This is a genomic window from Demequina sp. TMPB413 (genome assembly GCF_020447105.2).
Lineage (GTDB): Bacteria > Actinomycetota > Actinomycetes > Actinomycetales > Demequinaceae > Demequina.
Genome location: NZ_CP096184.1, coordinates 24,607 through 51,563, shown reverse-complemented (window position 1 = coordinate 51,563; position 26,957 = coordinate 24,607). Strand labels below are relative to the sequence as shown.

Genomic DNA, 26,957 nt, shown 5'->3' with positions numbered 1-26,957 from the left:
TCCTTAAATCTCGTCGACGCTGGAAGCGTCGGGACGGCTGGACAGAGAGATGCCGAGCGACTCGGCAGCCTGGTAAGCGTCGTCTTCCGACTCACGCATCTCGACCAGCTGGCCTTCTGCGTTGAGTACCTCGACGTTCAGGCACAGCGACTGCATCTCCTTCATGAGCACCCTGAACGACTCCGGGAGACCTGGCTCCGGAATGTTCTGGCCCTTGACGATGGCCTCGTAGACCTTCACACGACCGATGATGTCGTCGGACTTGATGGTCAGGAGCTCCTGCAGGGCGTAGGCAGCGCCATACGCCTCGAGGGCCCACACTTCCATCTCACCGAAGCGCTGGCCACCGAACTGCGCCTTACCGCCGAGCGGCTGCTGGGTGATCATCGAGTACGGGCCGGTGGAGCGGGCGTGAATCTTGTCGTCCACCAAGTGGTGGAGCTTCAGGATGTACTTGTAGCCCACCGAGATCGGCTCAGGGAACGGCTCACCAGAGCGACCGTCGTACAGTCGCGCCTTGCCGGTGTTGTCCAGCAAGCGGTCGCCATCGCGGTTCGGGGTCGTCACGGTGCGCAGGCCGGTGATGGTCTGCTCCGAGATGCCGTCGAACACCGGCGTCGCCACTGGCGTGCCTGGCTCGGCCTTGATGGAACCTTCAGGAACAGCCTTGACCCAGTCCTCCTTGACGCCGGAGGCGTCCCAGCCCTCGTGAGCAACCCACCCAAGGTGGGTCTCGAGAACCTGGCCGACGTTCATGCGGCCGGGAACACCAAGCGGGTTCAGGATGACGTCCACTGGCGTGCCGTCCTCAAGGAACGGCATGTCCTCCTGCGGCAGGATCGTCGAGATGACGCCCTTGTTGCCGTGGCGGCCAGCGAGCTTGTCGCCTTCCTGGATCTTGCGGCGCTGAGCGATGTAGACGCGCACCAACTGGTTCACACCAGCGGGAAGGTCGTCGCCGTCCTCTTCCGTGAAGACGCGGACGCCGATGACGGTGCCCTGCTCGCCGTGAGGAACCTTGAGCGACGTGTCGCGCACCTCACGAGCCTTCTCACCGAAGATGGCGCGCAGCAGGCGCTCCTCTGGGGTCAGCTCGGTCTCGCCCTTTGGCGTGACCTTGCCGACGAGGATGTCACCGGCACGTACCTCGGCACCGATACGGACGATGCCGCGCTCGTCGAGGTCAGCAAGGACCTCCTCTGAAGCGTTCGGGATGTCGCGCGTGATCTCTTCAGGGCCCAACTTGGTGTCGCGGGCGTCGACCTCGTGCTCCTCGATGTGAATCGAGGACAAGGTGTCATCCTGAACGAGGCGCTGCGACAAGATGATCGCGTCCTCGAAGTTGTGACCTTCCCAGCACATGAACGCCACGAGGACGTTCTTGCCCAAGGCGAGGTCGCCGTTGTCCGTGGCAGGACCGTCGGCGATGACTGCGCCAGTCTCGACGCGGTCTCCCTCGTCGACGATCACGCGCTGGTTGTAGCTGGTGCCCTGGTTGGAGCGCTGGAACTTCGCGATCCGATAGGAACCCGTCGTGCCGTCGTCGTTGGCGACGGTCACCAGGTCGGAAGAGACCTCGGTGACGACGCCTGCCTTGGTGGCAACGACCACGTCACCGGCGTCGACCGCCGCGCGGCGCTCCATACCGGTACCGACGAGCGGCGCCTCAGAGCGGACGAGCGGCACAGCCTGACGCTGCATGTTCGCACCCATGAGGGCGCGGTTGGCGTCGTCGTGCTCGAGGAACGGGATGAGCGCAGTAGCGACGGACACCATCTGGCGAGGCGACACGTCGATGTAGTCAACGGCTTCGGGGGCGACGAAGTCGACCTCTCCACCCTTGGCGCGCACGAGCACGCGCTCCTCGAGGAAGCCGCGGTTGTCGTCCACCTGCGCGTTGGCCTGGGCGATGACGTAGCGGTCCTCGTCGTCGGCCGTGAGGTAGTCGACCTGGTCGGTGATCTTGCCCTTGACGACCTTACGGTACGGCGTCTCGACAAAGCCGAGCGGGTTGATACGACCGAAGGACGCGAGAGAGCCGATCAGGCCGATGTTCGGGCCTTCAGGGGTCTCGATGGGGCACATGCGGCCGTAGTGCGACGGGTGAACGTCACGCACTTCCATGCCTGCGCGGTCACGGGAGAGACCACCAGGGCCAAGTGCCGACAGACGACGCTTGTGGGTCAGTCCCGCGAGCGGGTTGTTCTGGTCCATGAACTGCGACAGCTGCGAGGTTCCGAAGAACTCGCGGATGGCGGCGACGACGGGACGCGTGTTGATCAGGGTCTGCGGCGTGATGGCCTCGACGTCCTGAGTCGTCATGCGCTCGCGCACCACGCGCTCCATGCGGGACAGGCCCGTGCGGATCTGGTTCTGGATCAGTTCGCCGACGGCGCGGATGCGACGGTTGCCAAAGTGGTCGATGTCATCGGTCTCGACGATGACCTCGCCGTTGGCGCCCTTGAGCGTCGTGTGGCCAGCGTGAGCGGCCGCGATGTACTTGACGGTCGCAACGATGTCGTCGACACCGAGCACCGAGTCGCCGAGAGGCTTGTCGACGCCCAACTTCTTGTTCAGCTTGAAGCGGCCAACCTTGGCGAGGTCGTAGCGCTTGGGGTTGAAGTAGAAGTTGTCGAGCAGGTTCTGACCGGCCTCGACCGTGGGCGGCTCGCCCGGACGGAGCTTGCGGTAGAGGTCGACGAGCGCCTCGTCCTGCGAGTGGACGGTGTCCTTCTCGAGGGTCTCGAGCACTGACGGGTAGTCGGCGAACTCCTTGGCGATGTCTTCATCCGACAGGCCGAGGGCCTTGAGGAACAGGGTGACTGACTGCTTGCGCTTGCGGTCGACGCGGACGCCGACGGCGTCGCGCTTGTCGATCTCAAACTCGAGCCAGGCGCCGCGCGAGGGGATCATCTTCGCGGTGTAGATGTCCTTGTCGGACGTCTTGTCTGCCGTCGACTCGAAGTACACGCCTGGCGAGCGCACCAACTGAGAAACGACAACGCGCTCGGTGCCGTTGATGATGAACGTGCCGCGCGGGCTCATGAGCGGGAAGTCGCCCATGAAGACGGTCTGAGACTTGATCTCACCCGTGGTGTTGTTCATGAACTCCGCCGTCACGAACAGCTGGGCTGCATACGTGAAGTCCTTCTCCTTGCACTCCTCAGGAGTGTGGCGGGGTTCCTCGAAGTAGGGGTCCGAGAAGGACAGGGACATGGTCTGCCCGAAGTCCTCGATCGGGGAGATCTCTTCGAAGATCTCCTGAAGTCCCGCAACCTCAGGCACGTCATTGCGACCTGCCTTCCGTGCGGCTTCAATACGGGTTTGCCAAGCCTTGTTGCCCAGCAGCCAGTCAAACGACTCGGTCTGCAGCCCGATGAGGTTAGGGACCTCAACTGGCTCAGAGACCTGAGCGAATGAAACGCGGCGTGAAGCGGTTTGGTTGGCGAAAGCGGAATCGGTGCGCGAGGCAGCCAAGGGGTCGTCCTTCCCATGACGATGGTTCGGTTCCGCGTTGCCTGAGCCTCGGCTCCACCGGATCCTGGGGCATCATCACTGAGGCAGTGGACGCTCGCCAGGTAGGCATATGAGGGCAGGGCAATAGACAGCGCAACCTCCAACGTTAGTCACGGTTGTCGCATTCGTCAAGTGCGGACTATAAGGCATGGTGCGAAGCGGTGTCGATACCCGGTCGGCGCGCCTGTGGACAACCCGCGCTCCCTGCCCCAGCGTCGGCCGGTGGTACCAGGCCCGGCGTCGGCCGTTGGCTCCCCCGCCAGCGTCGGCCATTGCCTCCACCACTTGCCGCGTGCGCCCAAGTCTCCACCCCTTCCGAACACTTCTGACCGTTGCGGCGCCCGCCGCGCGGGTCTGGGGCGCATCTGCCCGGAGTGTCGGACGCCCGACGGTCAGAACTGTTCGGCATGAGGGGCGGGGCGGGCGCGAGTCGAGCAGGCGCGCGATCCGTCGGCCTCGACCGCGCACGTTCGGTGCTGCGTTGGATCGAGTCGGACATTCAGACACTGCGAACCAGCCCGGCGGGCGGCGCGCCGATGCACACGCGTGCTGGGCGCAGTTGGCCGGCATGTCGAGGTGGAAACGGTTCGCACTGTCTGGGGGGGCGCGACAGGCGGCCCGACATGCGCACGCGGGCGGAGCAGGATCCACGCGGGGCGGACGCGGAAGCCTGGCCGACTCCGGTGGGCGTGCCCGGGGGATGCCGCCCATCACGTCGCGAGGGACGGCAAAGGCCGAGCCACCCGAAGGTGACCCGGCCTTTGCGCGAGTTGCGGGAGTCGAACTACTTGAGCTCGACCGTGGCGCCGGCAGCCTCAAGCTGAGCCTTGGCCTTCTCGGCGTCGTCCTTCTTGGCACCCTCGAGGATCGTCTTGGGGGCCTCGTCAACGAGAGCCTTGGCTTCGCCAAGACCGAGGGACGTGAGGGCACGCACCTCCTTGATGACCTGGATCTTCTTGTCGCCAACAGCGGCCAGAATGACGTCGAAGGAGTCCTTCTCTTCGACCTCTTCTGCGGCAGCAGCAGCCGGAGCGGCAGCGGCAGCAGCGACGGGGGCGGCTGCGGTGACCTCGAAGGTCTCCTCGAATGCCTTCACGAACTCGGAGAGCTCGACGAGCGTGAGCTCCTTGAATGCCTCAATGAGCTGCTCGGTGGTGAGCTTCGCCATGATGATGTCCTTTTCTCTTTACCTGCGGGAAGCAGTGTGATGTGGGGTGCAGCCTTAGGCTGCGGATTCCTGCTTCTCGCGCAGGGCGTCGACGGTTCGCACCGCCTGAGACAGTGGTGCTTGGAAGAGGTATGCCGCACCGAACAGCGACGCCTTGAAAGCGCCTGCTGCCTTGGCGAGCAGTACCTCGCGAGACTCGAGGCTCGCGATCTTGGTGATGTCCTCAGCGGAGAGCAGCTTGCCCTCCAGAACGCCACCCTTCAGGACGAGCTTGTCGCTCTCCTTGGTGAAATCACGAAGACCCTTCGCAGCCTCCACCGGATCACCGGTGACGAATGCGATGGCCGTGGGACCCACGAAGAGGGAGTCAAGTCCCTCTACGTCGGCATCCTTGGCCGCGAGCGCCGCAAGCGTGTTCTTCACGACCGCATAGGTCGCGGTACCGTTCAGGCCCGTGCGCAGCTTTGCGAGCTGGGCAACGGACAATCCGCGGTACTCGGTGACGTAGACGGCATTTGCGCTGCGGAACTGATCCGCGAGCGCCTTGACCGTCGCCACCTTGTCTGGCGTCGCCATAGTTGTCCTTCCTTTGTCTGACCACCGGGCCGGCCCCACACAACGAAAAAGCCCCGCGCAGGCGGGGCTGGGGCGCATCGTCCGCACACACAAAGGGCGACCACATGGGCCGCCCAAAGTCTGCGCGCGAGGCGCCGTCAACTTCTCCTGCGCTGGTCTCCGTTGTAGCGGAACTTCGGCCGTTCCCGGTTTCCCGGGCCCGACGACCGGCGGTCTTGGGCCTGGCAAGCATACGCGATGCCGCGACCGCCGCGCAAACGGGCCTCACAGACCACACAGGGAACGACGAAGGCCCGGTCCCCCACATCGGGGAACCGGGCCTTCGCCTTCAGACTTAAGCCTCTGCCTTAGCGGTGGCGTCCAGCGGGATGCCGGGGCCGGTGGTGGCCGACACGGCCGCCTTCAGGATGTACTTACCCTTCGAGGCGGAGGGCTTCGAACGCAGCACCTCATCGATGAGAGCCTGGTAGTTCTCGAGCAGCTTCTGGTCGCCAAACGACGCCTTGCCCAGCACGGTGTGCAGGTTGGCGTGCTTGTCGACACGGAACTCGATCTTTCCGCCCTTGATGTCGGACACAGCCTTGGCCACGTCCATCGTCACGGTGCCGGTCTTGGGGTTCGGCATGAGGCCACGGGGACCCAGCACGCGGCCAAGACGGCCGACCTTGCCCATGAGGTCTGGCGTGGCCACGACGGCGTCGAAGTCCGTGCGTCCGTTCTGGACCTCTTCGATGAGTTCGTCGCCACCGACGATGTCGGCGCCAGCCTCGCGGGCGGCGTCTGCCTTGTCACCGTTGGCGAAGACCAGGACCCTGGCGGTCTTGCCGGTGCCGTGAGGCAGGATGACGGTGGAACGGACCATCTGGTCCGCGTGACGGGGGTCGACGCCGAGCTTGAAGACGACGTCGATGGTCGAGTCTGTCTTCTTGGACGAGGTCTTCTGCGCGAGACGGATCGCCTCGAGCGGCGTGTAGAGCTGGCTCTTGTCGACAAGCTGTGCGTTGTCGCGGTAGGCCTTGGAGCGCTTCATGTGCTTCTTCTTTCGGTGAAGGCGTGGTGACGGGCCAGCGCTGGCCCTCCCACTGGGGTGTATCGACTACTTAACGGTGATGCCCATCGAGCGCGCGGTGCCTGCAATGATCTTGGCAGCGGCGTCGATGTCATTCGCGTTGAGGTCGTCCATCTTGGTCTCGGCGATCTCGCGCACCTGAGCCATGGTCAGCGAGCCGACCTTGTCGGTGTGCGGGACACCTGAACCCTTGGCGACGCCGGCAGCCTTCTTGATGAGCTGTGACGCGGGCGGGGTCTTGGTGATGAACGTGAAGCTGCGGTCTTCGTACACCGTGATTTCCACGGGGACGATGTTGCCTCGCTGCGACTCGGTCGCGGCGTTGTAGGCCTTGCAGAACTCCATGATGTTCACGCCGTGCTGACCCAGTGCAGGGCCGACGGGCGGAGCCGGGTTCGCGGCACCAGCCTGAATTTGGAGCTTGATCAGGCCGGCAACCTTCTTCTTCGGGGGTGCCATTGGTCTTTCGGGTCCTTCTGTGTGAGTGGTGGCGGCTCACGCCGCCTGGTGGTTCGTTCTTGCCTGTCGGTATCGCCTAGACGATCTTCTGGACTTGCGAGAACGAGAGTTCGACCGGAGTTTCGCGGCCGAAGATTGATACGAGGACGTGGAGCTTCTGGCTCTCCACACTGATCTCGGAAATGGTGCCGGGCAGCGTGGCGAATGGGCCGTCGATGACGGTGATCGCCTCTCCCACCTGGAAGTCAAGCTCGACCTGCGGCCTGGACGATGCGTCGCCACCTTCGTCGGAAGCGGACGACGCTGGCGCTGGCGGCGCCATCATCGCGTACACCTCGTCAGGGGTAAGCGGCACTGGCTGGTGAGCGTGGCCCACGAAACCCGTCACGCCGGGCGTGTTGCGCACTGCGCCCCACGACGCGTCGGTCAGGTCCATCCGCACCAGCACGTAGCCGGGCATCCGCACGCGGGTGACCTGCTTCTTCTGGCCGTTCTTGTACTCGACGACGTCTTCCATCGGGACCTCGACCTGGAAGATGTAGTCCTCCATGTTGAGGCTCACGACGCGGTGCTCGATCGCTTGCTTGACGCGCTTCTCGTGGCCGCTGTAGCTGTGGACGACGTACCAGTCGCCGTCTTGCATGAGCAGCGAGGAGCGGAAAGCGACCTTGGGGTCGACCTCGTCGTCGGCGACGGCGCCGGGCGCCTCGTCGGCCACGGTGAGCGCGTCCTCCTCAAGCGGCGCTCCTGGGTCGGAAGGCACGGTGTCGTCGTCGCCCTCGACCACCGCGTCCACTGGAGCGTCGTCAATTGCAGCGTCGTCCACTGGCGCAACCTGCTCAGGCGCAACCTCGGCGTCGTCGATGTTGTCGACGGCGTCGTGGGGATCTGTGCTCACGTCTTTCCTTTCGTCTGGCTACTCGGCTAGTCGCCGAAGACCCATTCGGTCAGCGAATTGAAGCCGAAGTCGAGCGCGAATGTCAGCGCCATCATGACGGCGACGAATCCAAGCACGACCCAGATGTAGTTGATGAGTTCCTCGCGCGTGGGGGTCACGACGCGACGAAGCTCGGAAATCACCTGGCGCACGAACAGCGCGATGCGACCGAAGAGGTTCAGGCCCTCACGCTCTTCGTGGCGTGGGTCCCGCTCTCCGGAATCCGTCACTGCAGATTCGCTCACCTTGATAATTCCTTCGCTTGTGCGGTGCGGGAAGACCCGCTCTACGCAGGGCAGGAGGGACTCGAACCCCCAACCGTCGGTTTTGGAGACCGATGCGCTACCAATTGCGCCACTGCCCTTCGGGGTGGTTGAGAACCCCTGGTGGTGTTCGACAGCAACCTTGGCTCCCCGAGGAGAACCTCCGACAACTCACATTTTGGGCGCGAGTCATCATGGCTTCTGTCAATCGCCGAAGTGCCATGTTACGCGGTTTGCCGCCCGAACGCGAACGGCCGCAAAACCTCCCGCGCGCGAAGTGGAACAATGACTGGCATGCTTGCACCAGAACGCCGCGTCTCTGCCCGCCTCGGCGCCATTGCGCCCTCTGCCACGTTGGCGGTTGATGCCAAGGCTAAGGCCCTCAAGGCCGCCGGCCGTCCCGTCATCGGCTTCGGCGCGGGAGAACCTGACTTCCCGACGCCAGGGTTCATCGTCAACGCGGCCATTGACGCCGCGCGGGAGCCCAAGAACCACCGCTACACGCCGGCAACAGGGTTGCCAGAACTCAAGCAGGCGATCGCCACCAAGACCTTGCGCGACAGCGGCTACGAGGTTGACCCTGCCAACGTCATCGTTACCAACGGTGGCAAGCAGGCAGTGTTCCAGTCCTTCGCGGCCATTCTTGATCCTGGCGACGAGGTGCTGCTGCCCGCTCCGTACTGGACTACCTACCCCGAAGCGATTTCGCTCGCGGGTGGTACCCCCGTCGAGGTCTTCGCGGGAGCGGACCAGGGCTACCTGGTCTCGGTCGAGCAACTTGAGCAGGCGCGCACCGAGAGGACCAAGGCGCTGCTGTTCTGTTCGCCGTCCAACCCCACTGGCGCCGTGTACTCGCCCGAGCAGACCAAGGCGATCGGTGAGTGGGCGCTGGAGCACGGCATTTGGGTCATCACCGACGAAATCTACGAACACCTCACCTACGACGACGCTGAGTTCAGTCCCATCGTGCGAGCCGTTCCGGAACTGGCTGAGCAGACCATCGTGGTGAACGGTGTGGCCAAGACGTACGCCATGACCGGTTGGAGGGTCGGGTGGATGATCTCCCCCGCAGACGTCACCAAGGCGGCGGCGAACTTCCAGTCGCACCTCACCAGCAACGTCGCGAACGTTTCTCAACGCGCCGCCATCGCCGCTCTTGAGGGCGGGCTCGAGGACGTCCATTTGATGCGCAAGGCCTTCGATCGCAGGCGCACCACCATGGTGTCGATGCTCAGTGAGATTGAGGGCCTCACGGTGCCGACGCCCACCGGCGCCTTCTACGCCTACCCCTCGGTGTCAGGGTTGATTGGGCTGACGGTGCGCGGGCGGCGGATCACCTCGAGCGCCGACCTCGCCGCCGTCATCCTCGAAGAGGCGGAAGTTGCGGTGGTACCGGGTGAGGCTTTTGGCCCCAGTGGCTACTTGCGCCTCAGCTATGCGCTGGGAGACGACGACCTGGTTGAGGGCGTCACAAGGATGCAGTCGCTCCTGGCCGAGGCGAAGTAGCCCCAAGAGACGTCAGGGGGCCGAATCGGTCTCATGGACGATGCGCGCGCCCCTGCGGGGGCCATTACGCTCGCCCCATGACCTCTCCGGCCATCACGATTCGCGGCCTTCATAAGCACTACGGTCCCAAGCGCGCCGTAGACGGCCTTGACCTCGACATTCCTGAGGGCGAGGTGTTCGCGCTGCTCGGACCCAATGGCGCGGGCAAGTCGACCACCATCGAGATCCTCGAGGGATTCAGGCGTCGCACTTCCGGCGACGTGAGCGTGCTTGGCATTGACCCTCAGCACGCCGGACGTGAATGGCGATCCAGCATCGGCCTCATGCTCCAGTCGACCTCTGACCGCTCCTTCCTGACCGCTCGCGAGGCACTCACCCACGCCTCTCGCCTCTACCCGAACCCACGCGACGTCGACGAGACTCTCGCCGCCATCGGCCTGACCGACAAGGCGGAAGCCAAGCCACAGACTCTCTCCGGGGGTCAGCGGCGGCGCCTCGACGTAGGCCTGGCGGTGATCGGCAACCCACGCCTCGTCTTCCTCGACGAGCCGACCACTGGCTTCGATCCTGAGGCGCGGCGCAGCTTCTGGGGGCTCATCCAAGGGCTTGCAAGCGACGGCACCACTGTCCTCCTCACTACGCACTATCTTGACGAGGCCGAGTACCTCGCCGACCGCATTGGGATCATCAACAACGGACGCCTGATCGCCCTCGACACCCCCGCCAAACTGAGGGCCCGCGCGTCGGCTGCGGTGGTGGCGTGGGAGGAGGGCGGAGCGCGCAAGCGAGAGGAGACAGCCGCACCGACCGCGGTGGTCCAGCGGCTCGCCGAGAAGTTCGGCGGCGAGATCCCCGGCCTCACGGTCACCCATCCGTCGCTCGAGGACGTGTACCTCAGCCTCATCGGAGAAGCGACCGCAGACGAATCCGCACTACGTGACCAGGAGGCAGCGGCATGAGCACGGCGGCCAACGAGGCGGCGCATCCGTCGTGGATGTCGATGGCAGTAGACCGCATGCGCGTCGAGCTCAAGGAGTTCCTTCGGTCGCGCGAGCAGATGATCTTCATCTTCTTGTTCCCCATGATGCTGCTCGTGCTGTTCGGCTCCATCTTCGGGGAGCAGACCGTCGGAGACCCACCCCCCGGGCAGCCCGCGGTCACGTTCTCGCAGTACTTCTTGGCGGGCATGATCGCCACCGGGATCCTGAATACCGGCTTCCAGTCGCTTGCGATCACCATTTCGATCGATCGCGACGCTGACGTCCTCAAACGCATCTACTCGACACCGCTCCCAGCGACCGCCTACTTCGCTGGCAAACTCGCTCAAGTGGTGCTGGTGTCTCTTGTGCAGATCGCCATCCTTGTGGGGCTCGGCGTAGCGCTGTATGACGTGACCTTGCCCGCCGAGAGCGGGCCGTGGCTGACGTTCGCCTGGGTCTTCCTGCTCGGCACCGCCGCATCGGTCGTTCTCGGGATCGCGACGTCGTCACTTCTCCGCAACGCCAAGGCCGCGTCGGCCATCCTCACGCCCGTCGTGCTAGTGCTGCAGTTCACGTCGGGTGTCTTCTTTGTCTACACCCAGTTGTCGAGCGGGCTCCAACAGTTCGCCGCGCTCTTTCCGCTCAAGTGGCTGGCTCAAGGAATGCGCTCGGTATTCCTCCCTGACTACTTCGCCGAGCAGGAGGTTGCCGGCTCGTGGGAGCACCCCATGACGGCGGTGGTGCTGGCCGCATGGTTTGTCATCGGGCTGGTGGTGTCGGTTCGCACGTTCAGGTGGATGCGACCCGAGGACTCCTAGCCGCGGCGTCACTCGGCAGGTCGACCGCTAGCGTAGGTGGCCAGGCAGCCTGTCGATGAACGCCTCGAGGAGCGAGACTCTGGCGTCGAGGTCCACGTCTTCGTCCTTGCTGTCGTCCCAGATCAGCACTCGCTCGCCGTCGACGTGAAAGGCGACCGCAGGGTCCTCCACGGAGTTCAAGAAGTCGATCATGCGCGGCTGAAGAATGCCGTGGGCCTCACGCTCGTCTGTCGCCTTCACCCTCCACCGGCGGTTGAAGTCATACGACTCCACGTCCACGTCCCGGCCACCCAGGAGCGTGAACACCGCATCTGAGATGCGCTCGGGAACGAAATCCACCGCCTGAAGCGCGCGCGGCAGGTCCGCCCACACCACGCGCGAGGTGAATGACCGATACGGCAACAGGTCGTGCCCAAAGTCGCCTTCAAGCCACGCGGCACCGGCCCCGCGCGCTTGCGGCGTGGGATGAGCGCGGGGCATCGCGGTCAGTCCGATCACACGACTGAATGGGGCTGCGGTCCAGGTCTCGTCGAGCTTGGCGTCTTCAGTGTCTTCGTTGTCGTAAACCCAACCCCGCGCTGTCGCGAGCGCACGCACCTGGTCGGCGACTCGATGGTGCCGGCGATCAATCCGGTTGAACTTCAGGTAGGCGAGCCGTGAGAGCGACAGCCAGAACAGCGCGGCGATCGCCAAGAGGCCCGTCAAAACGAGGTGGTCGCCGTCCGTAAAACGCTCGCCCCTGATCGCAGCCAGGAACGGCTCAGATCCGCTGAACATGTCCAGCCCCACGATGGCGACCGGCACGCTGACAGCAGGTACTCCCGCATAGATCAGGCATAGCAGATAGGTCCACATCCAGCGGCGCCGGACTCGACTCGGAATGCTGAGATAGTCGGGCCGTTCGGCCCTGAACTTCTCTCTGCGAGCGGCCTCACGGCGACGCGCGCGAGCGCCCTTGCCTATGCCGGAGGCTGCACGCGTCCGGAGCCTCCAGCGGTCCTGCCAACCCGCGGCCCACACGAGGACGACCAACGCGGCGTTCGCGGCTAGCGCGGCTCCCGCAACGGGGAGGGCGCCTGAGAGGCTCTCGTCGCCTAGCCAAGCCTCGCCCACCCGGTAGAGGGCGAGGGCTCCCAGCACCGGCGCAGCGATGGTGGCGATCGCGGCCAGCAACAGCGACGCCATGTGGAAGTCTTCCCGCCCAAATGGCGTGATGTCGCCGCGCCTCTCTCGCCTCCCAGTCCCGGCGACCCGCCGACCTCTACGTGTCATGAGCGTAGGTGCCCTGGAAGTCGATCGATAAAGCCCTGCAGGAGCGTCAGCCGCGCGTCGAGGTCGACGTCTTCGTCAGCACCGTCGTCCCAGATCAGAACGCGCTCGCCATCGACGTGAAATGCGACGCTGCGGCCCTCGACTGAGTTCAGGAAGTCGATCATGCGGGGCTGAAGAATGCCGTGGGCCTCACGCTCGTCAGTCGCCTTGACCCTCCACCGTCTGTTGAAGCCATACGACTCCACGTCCACATCTCGGCCACCCAGGAGCTTGGCCAGAGCATCGGACATGCGCTCAGGGACGAAGTCGACGGGTTCAAGCGCGCGCGGGAGTTCCGCCCACACCACTCTGGATGAGAAGGCTTTCATTGCAAGCACTGGCGTGCCATAGTCACCCTCGAGGTAGATGGCTCCGCCCCTTACGTCACCAAGAACGCCCTCGGCCACCGGCGCTGCGGTGAGGTCGCGGACTCGACTAAACAGCGTGCGGCTCCAGTACCCAGCGCCGGATGCTGGACGCGCGCGGAAGTCGAGTCCCCGACGCAACGCCACCTGCGCAACCTGCTCTGCCACCGCGCTGTGGCGACGCGCCAGCGCCGACACGCGCCGACGCGCCCACAGAGTCACCCCTGCCGCACCGACTGCGAGCACCCCAGGCACTGCCACTGCGCTGGTCACGCTCCCGTCGCTCCCGCTCGACATCCAGGACGAGACTCCCAGCACCACGAGAGACTCCGCCGCGATGAATCCAGCGAATGCCACGACGAACTTCCAGCGCCGACGGGCGATGCTCGTCGCACGAAGATGCCCAGTCGAGGCATCGGTACCGTCGTCGGGGCTCAGCGGTCGTGCTTCCCCGAGCCGCAGAGAGGCCATCTGCAGTTCGCGAGCCTCACCGTGCGATAGCGCCTCGCCCAAACGCGCGCCGTGCATCACCCAGTCTTCAAGGGATGCTTCATGCGAACCCGACATGCACCATGCCGCATAGCGTTCTCGGTCAATCCTCACGACTGCGGACGGCTCATCAAGCGTGGCGAGCGCCCGGGCCAACGCGGGGGTCAGGACCTCGGCGGATGCGGCAGCCCGTTCAGCACGAACGCGCCACCCCCGGGGAAGGCCCCACTGGTCAGGGTCGACGGTGACGCCCAGCGACGCCTCCATCACGTCGTCGGGAACCGCTGGACCGAAGAGGTCAAAGCATCCGGCCTGCTTGGGAAGAGAGCCCATCGCCACGGGGCTGACGATCTCGGCCTCGCCGTTGGCCCCCGGCATCACGACGCGAAGGACTCCGACGACGTCCTCGAAGAAGTGCTTGCGTACCAATGCTGGGCCCACCTGGACGGAGTTGCTCAGCATCAACACCCCACCACTCCAGCCCCTCGCCCATTCGGAACTGGACTCCAGGGCAGAACCACGGCCTGCGCTTGCATGCTCCACAATTTGTTCCGCAAATGGGCCAACGAGAGGTCGCTTGGCCCAACGCACCACCGCCGACGCGGCGCCCCAGCCAGCGACGCCGACAGCAAGAACGGCGAGAGCAACGGCGAGTCGCAGCGGAACCGAAAGGCTCCCGATCGCACCGATGACGGGGGCCGCGGCGATGACGAGCGCGGCGACGAGGCCCCCGAGTCCTCCACACAACTCCGCTAAGGCTCGGCGACCGCCCCGTCGTCGAGCAGCCTGCGACTCACTCGTGGTGCCCATGGAGTTCACGGTCTCAGAGGAGCCAGGCCCGGCCGCCGCTACGCGCCGCGGGGCGCGAAAGTCTCGAACAGTGCCTTACCTGCCGCGGCGATCTGACCGGCCACCAGCAACTGGTCGGTGGTCGCCTCCAGACCGAATCCCCGACCATCCGCCTCACCCCAAAATGCGACGGTCGCGGTCAACGGATCGGAGTCCCGGTTGACACGCATCACCATGCGCGCGTTGCCAAGACGAGAGTGCTCGACGTCGTGGCACTCCACGGTCGCGGTTCCGGAGGCGTCGTCGAGCAGACGCTCTTCTGTGGCGCGGCGCCATTTCGCACCATCTGACGACGTCATGAGGTCGACCACAGTCGGGTAGGGCTCACCCACAGGGGCAAAGACGAACTGCTCACCATCAGTAGCGCCCTCAACAAGAGTCTTGAGGTGGTCGCGCAGCGTGTCGACCGCGTCCCCTTGCGCGCCGGAATTGCGTGCGGCGATCGCCGTCGCGTACTCCACCCACTGACCTTGAGCCTGAGGCGTCAGTGTGCCGCGACGAGGCAAGGGGATCCACACGTTCTCGTCGAGCGCGAAGGTCACTGCGTTCCTCATCAGGCGTCCTCTCGTACGACCGCGGACAGGATGAAAGCGTCGCACAACTCAAGATAGAGCTCTGCAAGCCCCCCTTGCCCTTCCGCGCTTGTGTCGCCCAGCATCGCCGAGAACGCCGCGATGTGCCACGCGGACCCCTCGTGACCAGGGATCATGTACTGCACGCGAAGCGCAGGGAGCCGCTCGGCAGCCGCCTCCATGCCCTCACGCGCGTCAGCGTCCAGCGGTGCATCCTCGATCTCGGCGGACCACTGCTCCGCGACGTCTCGCACGGAGTGCGTCCGCAAGATGAGTCCGGTTTGCAACGTCATAGGTGTCGCACTGGTGTCCCCTGCAGCGATGCCCGCGAGGACGCGGGCGGGGTCGCCCGTGAGTACGCCGTCATGCAACCGCATGACTTGCGCCGACATCGGTAGCACCACCCCTGCGACGGGCGCGGACGGGTACATCAGAGAGATCACGTCTGCCTGCGCCTCTGCGGGGGCGGTGGCGGCCGCATGCAGTCGCGAGCGCATCCAGTGTTTTGCGATGGCGCTCGAGTCACGGTCTGCAGACGCGAAGGCCTTCTCGACGGCCTCCTCGATCGCTTTGTCCCTGTTCCCGTCGAGGTCAAGTCTGGTCCACCCGGAGGGAACAGTGATGTTGAGCGTTGTCGTCACGATGCAGAGACCAGATCAGCGGCGGTGGGCAACGGATCCTCGCGGAAAGCCGGAGCGACCACGTCGTTGGGGGTGAAGTCCGAGACTGCGGTTGGCGGCGCATCGGGTCCACCGAACCCTTCGACAATCGACCACGACCCCGTGGCGATGCTCCAACCCGACATGCTCAAGCCGTTGAGGGCATGGCTCGTGGGGTACCACGACGTCAGACTCAGTGCCGCGTCGACGCCGAGTGCCTGTCCGAATCCCGGGAAGACATCGAGCGCCATGTCGAGTCCGGAGCTCAAGCCGTCGGTCTTGTTGGCCGCGTTCACCAAGCCAGCGCCCCAATTCGGTCCATTCACGTTGTCGGCCATGTCGGTCGCAAACTTGGCGGCAAAGGTGTCGAAGTCTCCAGTAGGAACCTTGTTGAGCACCGGGCCAGCGATCGAGTCGGCGAGCTTCCCGCCGATCTTGTCGACAGCCATGTCGATCGCGATGTCGACCAGCGCCATCGGGCTGACTCTGCCAGAGCAGACCAGCACGACCGTGAGTACGACGCGCACGACCTTGATGATCTTTGACGCGAGCTGCGCGAGCCTTGCTGCTGCGAACAGGACCGGCGCGAAGGCTGCCCCTACCCCAGTGAGCACCGCGAGAACGGCGAGGACCGTGAGGAGGACTGCGAGCACATCAAGGATGGTCTCCAAGAGCGGCAACAGCTCGGTGACAAACTTCTCGAAACCATCGACGAAGCGGTCCCATCCGCTGTCGTTCAGCGGAGAACCGTCGACCGAGTCGCGGATGCGCTGCGCAGCGCCGTCCGCCGTATTGCGCCATCGCTCGATCAGATCGCGCAGTTCTTCATTCTTCTGCGCGACTACCTGCTCGATGTACTGGACCTGGTCCTCGGCCCGACTCAGTGCGAACCGCAAGCCTGCGATCGCGGGGTCCTGAGGATCAGCCATCGCGATCTGATCGCGCAGCTCGCTCAAGCGCCACGCGGCCGAGTCGTAGTCACCGTGCGCGTGACGAGCGGCTGCCATGGCAGCGTCAGCTTCACCCTGCAAGGTGCGAAGCTCGGAGGAATAGCGAGCGAGCTCGTCAGCGACCGTCTCATAGCGGTCGTCGACCTCCGTGAGTTGGCCGCGTACTTCGGTGGCGACCTCGACAAACGCGTCAACCGCGTCGCTCGTCGTGTCGGCTGAACTGATCACGGTAGCCAGATTGGTGGCGGTCTCCCTGATCGCCTCTGCGATCCCGCTGTAGTAGCGGGAGTAGCGTTCGACGGTGTCAGGCTCGCCATCGATGGGATTCTGTGCGTCGAGTGCGCTGGCCATCAGACCATCCCCCTGCCAAGGTTCGGCGACATGCTCGGCGTGGTGGACGTGGCGGCCTCCGTGAGGCTCGTGGCGAGATCATTGTCAGCGGCCGCCAGGTTCTCCGCGACGGAGGCCGAAGTCTGGGCCAGGTAGCGCACGTTCTCACGAACCTTCTCGCGCCGAATTCGCCACGTGCCGGCGAAGTGCTCGACAGCCTGTCGTAGTTCGTGCGTCTCATTCTTATTGCCGATCGCGGACGTCACCATGTCGACCATCGTGTCGGTGTCGTCGAACTCATTGGCGATCCTCGCCAGATCGGTGGACGTTTGCGCGAGCGCGTCCAAGTCGATTCGAATCTTGCTTGCCACGTAAAACCCCCAGGCTTGCCGGCATCATGCCGGGCGGTTTCGGCGGGCGCGCTCCTTGGCGCACCCGCCGTGACCTCCGATGCTTACTGACCGCGGATGGAGCTCGCGAGCGACTCGTCCGTCTGCTGCAGCGCGTCGGCTGCGGAGCGCAGGAACTGGCTCAGGCCCTCAAGGGCGGAGATGGTCGACTTGGCCGACTCGGTGAACTGCGTGTACTGCTCCTGGAAAGCACCGGACGACGCGGTGGTCACGTAGCCCTCTGACACCAGGTTGTCGATGTACGCCTTGAGTTCCATCAGGCGGTTGTCGATGTCGCCCTGGCCCGAGGTGAGCTGGTCCGCCGACACGCGAAGGTCGTCATACGTCACATTGAGATTTGCCATGATCTGCCTTTCGATAAGGCCACCCCCCTGCGGTGGCGTACTAGAAAACTAGCCGTCGCTCCCTGCCAGCGCCAGCGCATCGCCCGAATCTGGGGAGAACTCCCCATCCACCCACGGGATCTGCACGACGGCGACCTTTCCCGACTCGATCCAGAAGCCGCGTCCAGGTGGCGTGAGTGCCCTGTTGAGCCTCGGCCCTGACGCTCCGAAGAGCATCTGTACGTCCGGACCCTCAGGCGCAAGGATCAGCCCGCGCCTGGTTCCCTTGAGATCGGACACCATTTGCCCGGTGGTCCAGCCCTGGGTGTCGGCCTCGCCGATGACCACGTGACCGTTGCGTCGTGCGCCCTTAAGAAGTTGCACGATTGGGCCGTCGCTCATCGAGGCGCCGAAGTCCTGGACGCTCTCGATGAAGACCACCACACCGCCGTCCCCTTCGGCAGGCTGCTCGAGAGCTGGCCCCATCTCGGCAGTGAGTTGTTCTGCCGCTTGCGGGCCCACAAAGGCCGACGTCCACACGCTGAGGTCTGCATTCGCAGACCGACGCTGGCTGAGCAGGACGATCTTGCGCTCAGGCTGCGCACGCCGGATCGACGTCGCGAGCCACGCGACGGCCGACGACCGGCCGGAGCCCGCCGAACCCGCGATCATGAAGGACCGGTCGATCCCGAAACCGCGCGGCGCCAGCGTGGCCGAGTCGATGCCAAGGACAGGCAGCCCGTCCACGGTGGCCGGCATGGTCGACGCCTCCACCATCGAGGGCATGCGCGGAATCGGCTCCGCGCGCCACTCCGGACGCGCCGGGATCTTCTCCGCGAGGCGCTCCACCTGACGCGCCTGCTCGTCAAGGCGCCCGATGCCGCCGAGCACGGCGACCTGCATCTCCTGGCGAGTGGCCAGGTCGATCGCGCGTCCCGCGGGCGACTGCGGCGTGAATCCGGTCGTGCGCAACCCGAGCATCCCGTACTGGTTCTCGTCGTTCATGCGCAGCACGATCGAGCGGGACACGAGCGACTGAATCGACGTGTGCATCGCGCCCACGCGGTCAACCGTGAGTGCCACGTGCACTCCAGCCGCACGCCCCTCAGTCAGGATGTCCCTGAACGCGTCGAAGGAACCTTGGCGTGGAACGTCGTGCATGTACTCGGACTGGAACGTGCCGTAGCCGTCCACGAGCAGCATGATGCGCGGCATGCCCCTGTCGCCAGAGACCGCCCTGTACTCGGTGAGGTCGGCAGCCCTCGCTCCCGAGAACAGCTGGGTGCGCTCCTCAACGATGCCGGCGAGGCGCTTCAGCATGCGGCCGACGCGCTCGTCGTCATCGGCGTCAACCACGTCGGCGACGTTGGGCAGGGGCCGCAGCATGTCAAGGCCGCCGCTGGCGGCGTCGAGGCCATAGATATGGACAGGGGCGATGTCGCGAGCCAGGGTCGCGCCGATGGCGAGGCTGCGCAGCGTGGTCGACTTTCCGGAGCCGGAGCCGCCGAACACGACGAGGTTGCCGTCGCGGTCTGGGTGATGAACGGCGGGGTACTGCGCCTGGCGTGAGGGGTCGTCAACGAGTCCGAAGGCGAGGGCACCATCGGCACGCTTGGAGACGTCCGACAGCGAGTAGGTTTCGGCGAGTTCATCGAGCCACGGACGCCTGGGCTCGGGGATCTCAAGCAGCGCCGACGCTCCCACCAGGGCGGTGACGACGCGTCCTGCGTCTGGCTCACCGTCCGCCTTGACGGCCCTGGCATCGCGCGGCAGTTCCCACGCACCGCCGGCACCCATGGCGAGCTCCCGTGCCTGGATGGTCGCCCTGTTGCCGCCCGGAACCGAATGCGCTCCGGCGTATGCCGATTGGAAGGTCGCCAGGCGACCGGGACCCATGCGCGCCATCGCGCGCCCAGGCAGGCCTGGGTCCATGTGCGCGGCGGTCGGCACGCCGAGAATGTCGGCGGAATCCGCCTCGTCGGCCATGCGCAACGCGATGCGCAGGTTGGTGTTGGCTCGCAGGTTGTCCTTGATGACGCCAGCGGGACGCTGCGTCGCCATGATCAGGTGCAGGCCCAGCGAGCGCCCACGTTGGGCCACGTCCACGACCCCGTCGACGAACGCGGGAACCTCCTGGACAAGGGCGGCGAACTCGTCGATCACGATCACCAGGCTGGGCGGGGCGTCTCCCCCGCCCTGCTTCACGAGCGTCTCGAGGTCCTTGGCGCCATGGGCGGCCAACAGCCGTTCGCGATAATGCAGCTCGGCCCTGAGGGACGCGAGCGCGCGGTCCACCAAGTGCGGGGTCAGGTCGGTGACCAGGCCGACGGAGTGGGGCAACTTCACACAATCGGCGAAGGCTGACCCGCCCTTGTAATCGACATATAGGAACGTGACGCGTTCAGGGCTGTACGCGGCCGCCATGCCCAGGATCCACGACTGCAGGAACTCCGACTTTCCTGCACCTGTGGTGCCGCCGACCAGCGCGTGCGGCCCTTGGGTCTTGAGGTCGAGGTAGAACGGCTCGTCGCCAGCATGCCCCACGAGGGCACGCAACGAGAAGAGTTTGCCCGCCCCGGAGGCATCGTGACGCCAGCGCTGTTCGTGGTGGCCCGGTTCCAGGGCCTCGAAGCCGTGCAGTTCCAGGTACGACACGGACGGCGGGATGTCGGCGTTGCCGTCCACCACGGCACCCACGTCTTCCACACACGCGAGCCTGCGGCCAATGTCGCTGGCGGTCTCAATAGAAAGCGTCTCGCATTGGACGGGGTCGTCGGATCCTCCCCGTCGCACGTGACCAACGGTCGCGTTGCCGTCCGCGCCCCACTCGACAAAGGATCGGCATGCAGCGGGCAGGGCAGTGCGCGTCGGCGCCACCCAGACCACGTGCACATTCACGTCTGCGCCCTTTTCGGCGAGCCGGATCAAGCGCCGACGGTCGGCGGGGGCTGAGTCCTCAACAAGCACCACCACGGAAGGCGTGGTCGGCGTCTCGTCGTCGCCCCCAGTGGACTTCTCCCGGCCACGAAGTTGCGGTACATACGTGCCGATGTCGGAGCGCGTGCGCGCGGCGACAAGGGCCTCGAGCCCGCTCAGAAGCGCCTGAGCACCTGCCCTCGTACGCACCACGTGGTCCGTCTCGATGGGCGACACCGGCGACGACGTGTGGGGCAACCATTCAAGCCATTGCCACCTGTTGCTCTGCGTCGGCGAGACAAAGGCGGTGACGATGCACTCGATCGGCGAGTGCAGGCCTGCGACTTGCGCCATGACGGAGCGCGCGACCGCGGCCGCCGCGTCGTCGTCGCCGACGATGCCTAGGCCGCCCGAGACCCTCAGGTTCGCGGTGACAGGGACCCGATCGATCGTGGCAAAGCGGTCTGCAAGTTCGTCGACAACCTCCCACGAGTCCGCGACGGCATCGCGAGGAGAGGGCTTCGTGAGCTCGAGCGAACTGGGAACCGTCCCGAGGCCCACCCTGACGGTGAGGAACGCGTCGTGCTCCGTGCGGTGCGTCCACAACAGCGGGCCGAGCGTCCTGACCGACGCGACGATCTCATCGGTGGAAGGCGCGTACGCGAGGCGCACCTGACGCTCCCTCTCCTGGGCCTCGCTCAGCCGACGGTCGGCGGCGACGGCGTCTGCCCTGAACTCCTCCAGCTTGGCGGCCGACTGCTTGCGCTGGTTGTAGCGATTGTCGAAGAAGCCGCCAACGATCATGATGGGGCTCATCGCGACAAAGATGAGCGACAGCAGTCTTCCCGTCACCAAGTACATGGACAGTCCGAGCACCACTGGCGCGACCAGTGCCACGCGCGGGAACGAGCGTGGCTGCGGCTTGGTGGGCGGCTCCGGCAGTTCGTGAGTGTCGTCCGGCAGCGGGGGCACCACGCGGGGCGAACGGGTGAACTGAACAGAAGGCGTGGTCGGGATCGCCTCGACGGTGCGCTGGGAGACCGCGATCTCCAGCACCGTGTCGCCGATCGACACCCTGTCGCCAGGAAGCAGCGTGGCGCGCGTGACGAAGGTGTCACCCAACAACACTCCGTTGGTCGAGCCCATGTCGGCGATCTCGAGGGTGTCTCCCGCGATGATGCGGGCGTGGCGCTTCGATGCGAGCGGGTCCGACAAGTGGACGGCGACGTCGGGGTCGCGGCCGATGACGTTCGAGCCCGCGCGCAAGGCGAAGGTGGCCCCAGCGTCGGCGCCTGAGACGACGGTGACGGTCGCGACGGGGCCGGAGGCGGCGGTCTGCGAGGCCTTCGCTGCCGAGACCACTTCCACGTGGTCGCCCGAGCGGATGCCCGACGATGCAATGTCCATCTCGGGGTCGACAACGCGGCCACCCGCCACGGCGCCAGCTGATCTGGCGGTGACCTCGAGCGTCGGATCGGCAGGCCTCAGCGCGGCGTTGCGGCTCGGATCGGCGCCCAGCACGAACTCGGCAACCTCGCGCACGGTCGTGTCGGCTCCCGCCGACACGGACAGCAACGCCGTGGTGCCGTCGCCGCGAGTGGTACTGATCTTGAGGCTCATCGAGCGTCCTTTCGGGCCGTAACCGCCGGCCGTGCCACCTGGGGGCCAGAGGGGTCGAGCAAAGCGAGGTCGGCGCGGCCGACGAGTTGGGCGGCGAGCGCGTGCTCGACGAGCCGCGCCCTGCGATTCGTGGCGTACGCACCACCGCCGCCGCGGAGGCCAGGCACGCCGAGCCTGTCGAGCTTCTCGCACACATTGTCGAGTTTGCGATTGAAGCGCGTGACGGTCCAACCAAGGCGTTCGGCGGCAGCCGCCGACGTGGGAATTTCGGACATGCCCGCCCCTTCCCTGCGCAGCATCGGCTCGGCAAGAGCGACGATCAGCAAGTGCTGGGCGGGCGTGAGGGCGACGGCACCAAGAGTCGTGGGCCCCACCTGACCGGATCCGCCAGGGACGTCTTCGAAGCGGGGAGTGTCGGCGTAGATCGTGAAGTCGTACGTGGTCGGGCCAGCGGAGAACACCACATGGGTCGCGTGAAACACGATCGGCAGCCGTGCGCCAGGCGCGAGCCACGACTGCACCCTCCCGCCGCCATCGGTCACCGTCGCGCTGAGACGAGTACCCACGTTCACCAGCCACCACAGCGACTCGGCTCGCGAGATGCGCAGGAAGTGGCGGTGCAGGAAGGGGTTGTCGTCAATGGCCAGCGAACCCTCACGGCCCACCGTGAAAGCCCCGTCCGACGGAAAGACGTGGTGGTACTCGCCAGCAAACTCGACGGTGATGCGCTCGGACAGCTCCGACGTGGATGAGGTCATGGCGTGCACCCGACTCCAGGAGTGGAGCCCGTCCTGCCATCGGCTCGACGGAGCAGCACCTCGATGCACACCTCTTGGCCCTCATACGGAACGCTCGCGGTCGGCTCTTCAGTGGACTCGTAGGCCACGGCCGCTTCCCCCACGCGCACTCCCCATAGGAAGGTGTCGCCTGGCTCCGGGTCGGGAGCTTCCCACGTGAACACCGCGGTGTCGGCCTCGATCGTGCCGACAATGTCCTCCACGATCGGCACTTGGGCCGCGACCACCACATCGTCTTGAGGAACGACGGAGGTGGGAGCAGGTGGCGTATCTTCCCCGGTCGAGGAGAAGAGTCCAAGCATCGCCGCCGTCACGACGCCGCCGACCACCACCACCGCCGCGCCGACGCCGATGAAGAGGGGTGCTTTGCTCCGGCGTTGCTCGGGGGCAGGCTCTGCCTCCGCAGATGCTGGCGCGGGCCGCGGGCGCACCTGCGTCCGGCCAAGGGTGGCGTCGTCGGGAAGTGACACCGGCGGGGCACCCGCAGCCTGCGACGGCGTCGCACCGTCCCTGCGCACCACGGTCGCGTCAGAAACAGGAGCGTCGCCCAGCGGCGTGCCCGTCGAGTCGGCGAGCACCGCAGCGTCTGTGGTGCTGAAGGGCACCTCGGAGAGGTAGCCCGACGTCGACGAGGGGAACGCCGACGGCCCAGGGCCTTGAGGGTCGATGCTGACCACCGAACGCACCCTGGTCCGGCCGTCGTCTTCCGGCTCGTCGTAGAGGTCCTCCGCGCTGTCATCGATCACGTCGAACGGCGTCACCGACATGGCGAGCTCGATCTGAACCTTTTGAAGCGCCCGCGCGAAGTCGACCGCGGAGCTGTAGCGCCTCGCCGGATCCTTCGCCATCGAGGTGGCGAAGACTGTCTGGAGGCTTGTCGGCACGTCCGCCCTGTCGATGGGCCTCAGCGGCTCGTGTTGAATGCGCGCGATCACGTCGGCCGTTGAGTTCTTCTGGCCAGGTACCTCAAATGGCGAACGTCCTGCCAGCAACGTGTACACGGTCGCACCAAGCGCCCACAGGTCGGTCGCCACATTCGACACCGGCGGCGAAGCGAAGGCCTCTGGCGGGGACCATGGCGGGGACATCCCTAGCGACTCCTCCGAGCCTGCCTGGGTCGCCGCGATGCCGAAGTCCGCGAGCGCTGGTCTGTTGTACTCCGTCACCAGGATGTTCGCGGGCTTAATGTCGCGGTGCAGGATTCCCGCGCGGTGGGCGGTCTGGACGGCGCCAGACACCTGAATGCCCACACGCAGCGCCTCGGCGACGGAAAACGGGGCCTTGCGGTAACGCGCCTGCAAGTTGGGCTTGGGGCAATGCTCCATCACCAGGTAGGGGCGCCCGTCGGGAGCAACGTCGGCGTGATAGATCGTGACAATGGCCGGGTGGGTCGAGAACTGGGCCATGGTGTTGGCCTCTGCCTTGAAGTCTGCGATGGCGCTCGGGTTCATCGCGTCGGCCAGCAACACCTTGACCGCCACGCGGCGCTTCGGCATCTGTTGCTGGTACAGGAAGACGTCGGCAAAGCCGCCCTTGCCGAGCAACTGCACATAGTCGAAACCGGCGATCGTCGGCGGCGTTGACGGGGGTCTCGATGCGCTCATGGCAACTCCACAAAGGTCACGGTGACGCCGTCACCGAGGTCGATCACGTCGCCGGTCACGACGACAGCTGGTTCGCCTGGGTGCAGGCGCACGGGGTCGGCAGCGCCACGGCGAAGCATGGAGCCGTTCGTGGTCTGCAGGTCCACGGCGATCACGGAGGAGCCCTCTTGGCGGAGCTCGAGGTGATTGCGCGAGATGTCCTGCTGAGGGGAGGGCACGGCGAAGAGGTGGGGTAGATCTCCCGTGACCCTGGTGGCCTGGGGTCGACGACCGATGATGCACGGACGGTCGATGACGATCTCCTGACCAGTCGACAGGACGGCACGGCCGATGGTGGGCGCTGGCGCAGGGGTGGAGTCGGGAGCCGACGGGGCTGAGGCAAAGGCGTCCGGGGCAAGTTCGGCGATCCGCGACACGGCGAGGGTCGCGCCGTCGTGGTCGCCGAGTCCATCGCCCTGCGAGGACTCTTGTCCGTGCTCTCCGGAGGTTTCGTGCTGCGCTTCAGTCTGGACTCCGTTGTCCATCGCGACAGACGCCTGCGGTTCAGCGCTTGCGGGTTCCTGTGCGGCGTCCGCTTCTGGCACATCGTTGCGTGGTTCCACCGCGGGAGCGCCGCCGGTGCGGAGAAAGTCGGGAAGCCCCGCGATCATCCCGTCGACTACGGGGGTGGGCGCGGAGGCCGCTGGGCGGGAGGTTTCGCGTGGCGGCGCGGGGGGCGGGGGTGTTGTGGTGGCGGTCGTTTCCGACGCAGGTGCGGGGGGCTCAGGCGGCGCGGACGGCGCGGACGGTGCGGGGGGCGCGGCCGGTGCGGGGGGTGGGGGCGGCGCCGAGTCGCCGCCAGCCTGCGGCTCGGCGCCCTCAAGGCGCTCCCGACCGGACGGCTGGGCCGTTGACTGAGCCGCCGGAGAGCGCGTGGCTCCCACCGATGTCACGGTCGATCCCCACAAGCCTCCAAAGGAAGTGTCCTCGTCAGGTCCATCGTCGGCCGCATCGGGCATGGAGGTGTCCGGTATCGGGGCAAGCGTTGTCGCACCGGAAAGCTCCTCCGCCTCGTCGGCACCCACCGGTTCGGGCTCGTCCACGCCGGGCTCAGGCTCGGGCTCGGCCTCGGCCAGCTCTGGTCCAGGCGCGTCGGTCACGGGTTCGGCGGTGACGGCGATGGGTGCGGCAGGTGCGACGGGCGCTACGGGAGCAGAGGTCGCGCCGGCCGGCGGAGGCAGCACCCGCTCCGAGCTCCCCTCGGCGCCCACGACTACTCCGCTGGCGAGAACCATGCCGCTGCCAAGTTCGAGCGCTCCTGCCGCAAGGGCGAGCGCCGCTTCCCCCAGGATCACGGCCGTTCCGACGGGCACCACCGCCTCCGTCCACGTGGTGACGCCCGCCCCTGAGATGGGCGTGCCTGCTTCAGCCGCGAGGCGGCCGCGCACGGCAACCCTCGTCCCCTCAGGCTCGAGGAGCGCGAGCGCGAAGTCAGGAAGCGCGGACACACTCGCACCAAAGTGAGCAGTCAGCGCATCAATGAAGGCGCCGAAGCCTCCCCCTGATCTCAACGCCGCTGCCACGGCAGCGCGCACATCGGGTGCGACGCCGGCGTCCAGCAGCGCGACGCCGCCGGCCTCCGCAATGGCGATGAGGGTGCCAGGAACGTACTGATAGGTCACGAGGCACCTTCCGCTGGAGCATCCGCGCGCGGCACTGTGTCCGCTCCTGGCGCGTGCTCGTCGCTTGAGCCCACGTGCTCGGCATTCACCACGATCACCGTGACATTGTCGCGAGCACCGGCCTCAAGCGCCTGCCGCACCAGATCGTCGGCGGCCTCTTGAGCGCCGGCGACCCGCGCGAGCGTCGCCTCGATCACCTCGTCTTCCAGTTCTCCTGACAGGCCGTCGGAACAGACCACGACCCTGTCGCCCGTCTCGACCGGGACCATCCAGAAGTCCGGCTCGCCAGGAGCGCCTGCGCCAATGGCGCGCGTCACCATGTTGCGGCGAGAGTCCCCACGCGCCTGTTGAGCCGTCAACTCGCCAGCCTCGATCAACTCCTGGACCACCGAGTGATCGACGCTGATCTGCTCGAGTCGCGCGCCGTCGTAGCGGTACGTACGGGAGTCGCCCACGTTGACAACCACCCAGTACCCCACGCCGCCGACGCTCGCGAGGCCGACGCCGGTAAGGGTCGTACCAGCCCCTTCCGTCTCGCCCGCAAGGGCATCGACGCGCGCTGAGGCCCGGTCGAAGGCCTCACGCATCTGTTCGACGGCGACCGTCTCGGCTCCCGCGAGCGGCCGGAACTCGTCAACCACCATTGCGCTGGCCACCTCGCCAGCTGCATATCCGCCCATGCCGTCCGCGACAAGGAACAGGGGGGCCTCGCACAGGTACGAGTCTTCGTTGTGAGCGCGAGTAGTGCCGACGTCGGAAGCGGCGCCCGCGCTCAGCGTCACCGGTCCTGCGTGGTGAGTTGCGCCCAT

At 66.1% G+C, this 26,957-nt stretch carries 22 protein-coding genes and 1 tRNA gene; 3 read left to right on the top strand and 20 right to left on the bottom strand.

Annotated elements, in window-relative coordinates:
• Positions 1-3: 3 nt before the first annotated feature.
• The 8 genes from rpoB to LGT36_RS00160 all read right to left on the bottom strand — a co-directional run bounded on the left by rpoB (position 4) and on the right by LGT36_RS00160 (position 8,089).
• Positions 4-3,477: a DNA-directed RNA polymerase subunit beta gene (gene rpoB / locus LGT36_RS00195; RefSeq protein ID WP_226096925.1), complete on the bottom strand. Its 3,474-nt coding sequence runs from the start codon at positions 3,475-3,477 to the stop codon at positions 4-6.
• A gap of 823 nt (positions 3,478-4,300) precedes the next feature.
• On the bottom strand, positions 4,301-4,684 hold the full coding sequence (gene rplL / locus LGT36_RS00190) for a 50S ribosomal protein L7/L12 (protein WP_226095697.1): 384 nt from the start codon (positions 4,682-4,684) through the stop codon (positions 4,301-4,303).
• Between the two features lie 54 nt (positions 4,685-4,738).
• A complete protein-coding gene (rplJ, locus tag LGT36_RS00185; RefSeq protein WP_226095698.1) occupies positions 4,739-5,260 on the bottom strand; it encodes a 50S ribosomal protein L10 in 522 nt (173 codons plus the stop codon).
• 334 nt (positions 5,261-5,594) lie between these two features.
• The gene (gene rplA, locus LGT36_RS00180; protein ID WP_226095699.1) at positions 5,595-6,290 is read right to left on the bottom strand and encodes a 50S ribosomal protein L1; all 696 of its coding nucleotides are present in this window, start codon (positions 6,288-6,290) and stop codon (positions 5,595-5,597) included.
• Positions 6,291-6,356: 66 nt separating this feature from the next.
• Positions 6,357-6,788 carry a 50S ribosomal protein L11 gene (gene rplK / locus LGT36_RS00175; protein WP_226095700.1) on the bottom strand — a complete coding sequence of 144 codons (432 nt, stop codon included), beginning with the start codon at positions 6,786-6,788 and terminating at the stop codon, positions 6,357-6,359.
• A gap of 76 nt (positions 6,789-6,864) precedes the next feature.
• Positions 6,865-7,686, bottom strand: coding sequence for a transcription termination/antitermination protein NusG (nusG, locus tag LGT36_RS00170; RefSeq protein WP_226095701.1), 822 nt, complete (start codon positions 7,684-7,686; stop codon positions 6,865-6,867).
• A 26-nt stretch (positions 7,687-7,712) separates the two neighbouring features.
• Positions 7,713-7,970: a preprotein translocase subunit SecE gene (gene secE, locus LGT36_RS00165; protein WP_370634318.1), complete on the bottom strand. Its 258-nt coding sequence runs from the start codon at positions 7,968-7,970 to the stop codon at positions 7,713-7,715.
• 46 nt (positions 7,971-8,016) lie between these two features.
• A tRNA-Trp gene (locus tag LGT36_RS00160) sits at positions 8,017-8,089 on the bottom strand.
• 193 nt (positions 8,090-8,282) lie between these two features.
• Between LGT36_RS00160 and LGT36_RS00155 the strand changes: the two genes are divergently transcribed.
• The 3 genes from LGT36_RS00155 to LGT36_RS00145 all read left to right on the top strand — a co-directional run bounded on the left by LGT36_RS00155 (position 8,283) and on the right by LGT36_RS00145 (position 11,292).
• Positions 8,283-9,494: a pyridoxal phosphate-dependent aminotransferase gene (locus LGT36_RS00155; protein WP_226095702.1), complete on the top strand. Its 1,212-nt coding sequence runs from the start codon at positions 8,283-8,285 to the stop codon at positions 9,492-9,494.
• A gap of 77 nt (positions 9,495-9,571) precedes the next feature.
• Positions 9,572-10,453 (top strand): ABC transporter ATP-binding protein, encoded by an 882-nt coding sequence (locus LGT36_RS00150; protein ID WP_226095703.1) that lies wholly within the window; start codon positions 9,572-9,574, stop codon positions 10,451-10,453.
• Entirely contained in the window at positions 10,450-11,292 is an 843-nt protein-coding gene (locus tag LGT36_RS00145) for an ABC transporter permease (RefSeq protein ID WP_226095704.1), read from the top strand. The genes LGT36_RS00150 and LGT36_RS00145 overlap by 4 nt, the downstream gene beginning before the upstream one ends.
• Positions 11,293-11,319: 27 nt before the next feature.
• On the opposite strand, the gene LGT36_RS00140 is transcribed toward LGT36_RS00145, so the two are convergent.
• The 12 genes from LGT36_RS00140 to LGT36_RS00085 all read right to left on the bottom strand — a co-directional run bounded on the left by LGT36_RS00140 (position 11,320) and on the right by LGT36_RS00085 (position 26,957).
• Positions 11,320-12,477 carry a DUF3137 domain-containing protein gene (locus LGT36_RS00140; RefSeq protein WP_226095705.1) on the bottom strand — a complete coding sequence of 386 codons (1,158 nt, stop codon included), beginning with the start codon at positions 12,475-12,477 and terminating at the stop codon, positions 11,320-11,322.
• Between the two features lie 83 nt (positions 12,478-12,560).
• Positions 12,561-14,267: a DUF3137 domain-containing protein gene (locus tag LGT36_RS00135; protein ID WP_226095706.1), complete on the bottom strand. Its 1,707-nt coding sequence runs from the start codon at positions 14,265-14,267 to the stop codon at positions 12,561-12,563.
• A gap of 38 nt (positions 14,268-14,305) precedes the next feature.
• Positions 14,306-14,860 carry a hypothetical protein gene (locus LGT36_RS00130; protein ID WP_226095707.1) on the bottom strand — a complete coding sequence of 185 codons (555 nt, stop codon included), beginning with the start codon at positions 14,858-14,860 and terminating at the stop codon, positions 14,306-14,308.
• Positions 14,860-15,519 (bottom strand): hypothetical protein, encoded by a 660-nt coding sequence (locus LGT36_RS00125; RefSeq protein ID WP_226095708.1) that lies wholly within the window; start codon positions 15,517-15,519, stop codon positions 14,860-14,862. Before LGT36_RS00125 ends, LGT36_RS00130 begins: the two co-directional genes overlap by 1 nt.
• Complete coding sequence (locus LGT36_RS00120; RefSeq protein ID WP_226264628.1) at positions 15,516-16,838, bottom strand: hypothetical protein; 1,323 nt, start codon at positions 16,836-16,838, stop codon at positions 15,516-15,518. Before LGT36_RS00120 ends, LGT36_RS00125 begins: the two co-directional genes overlap by 4 nt.
• Positions 16,838-17,188 (bottom strand): hypothetical protein, encoded by a 351-nt coding sequence (locus LGT36_RS00115; RefSeq protein WP_226095156.1) that lies wholly within the window; start codon positions 17,186-17,188, stop codon positions 16,838-16,840. The genes LGT36_RS00120 and LGT36_RS00115 overlap by 1 nt, the downstream gene beginning before the upstream one ends.
• 83 nt (positions 17,189-17,271) lie before the next feature.
• A complete protein-coding gene (locus LGT36_RS00110) occupies positions 17,272-17,571 on the bottom strand; it encodes a WXG100 family type VII secretion target (protein ID WP_226095157.1) in 300 nt (99 codons plus the stop codon).
• A gap of 48 nt (positions 17,572-17,619) precedes the next feature.
• A complete protein-coding gene (locus LGT36_RS00105) occupies positions 17,620-22,086 on the bottom strand; it encodes an FtsK/SpoIIIE domain-containing protein (RefSeq protein WP_226095158.1) in 4,467 nt (1,488 codons plus the stop codon).
• Complete coding sequence (locus LGT36_RS00100) at positions 22,083-22,844, bottom strand: hypothetical protein (protein WP_226264627.1); 762 nt, start codon at positions 22,842-22,844, stop codon at positions 22,083-22,085. Before LGT36_RS00100 ends, LGT36_RS00105 begins: the two co-directional genes overlap by 4 nt.
• Positions 22,841-24,487: a serine/threonine-protein kinase gene (locus LGT36_RS00095; RefSeq protein ID WP_226094694.1), complete on the bottom strand. Its 1,647-nt coding sequence runs from the start codon at positions 24,485-24,487 to the stop codon at positions 22,841-22,843. Before LGT36_RS00095 ends, LGT36_RS00100 begins: the two co-directional genes overlap by 4 nt.
• Entirely contained in the window at positions 24,484-26,148 is a 1,665-nt protein-coding gene (locus LGT36_RS00090; protein ID WP_226264626.1) for an FHA domain-containing protein, read from the bottom strand. Before LGT36_RS00090 ends, LGT36_RS00095 begins: the two co-directional genes overlap by 4 nt.
• Entirely contained in the window at positions 26,145-26,957 is an 813-nt protein-coding gene (locus tag LGT36_RS00085) for a PP2C family serine/threonine-protein phosphatase (RefSeq protein WP_226096000.1), read from the bottom strand. Before LGT36_RS00085 ends, LGT36_RS00090 begins: the two co-directional genes overlap by 4 nt.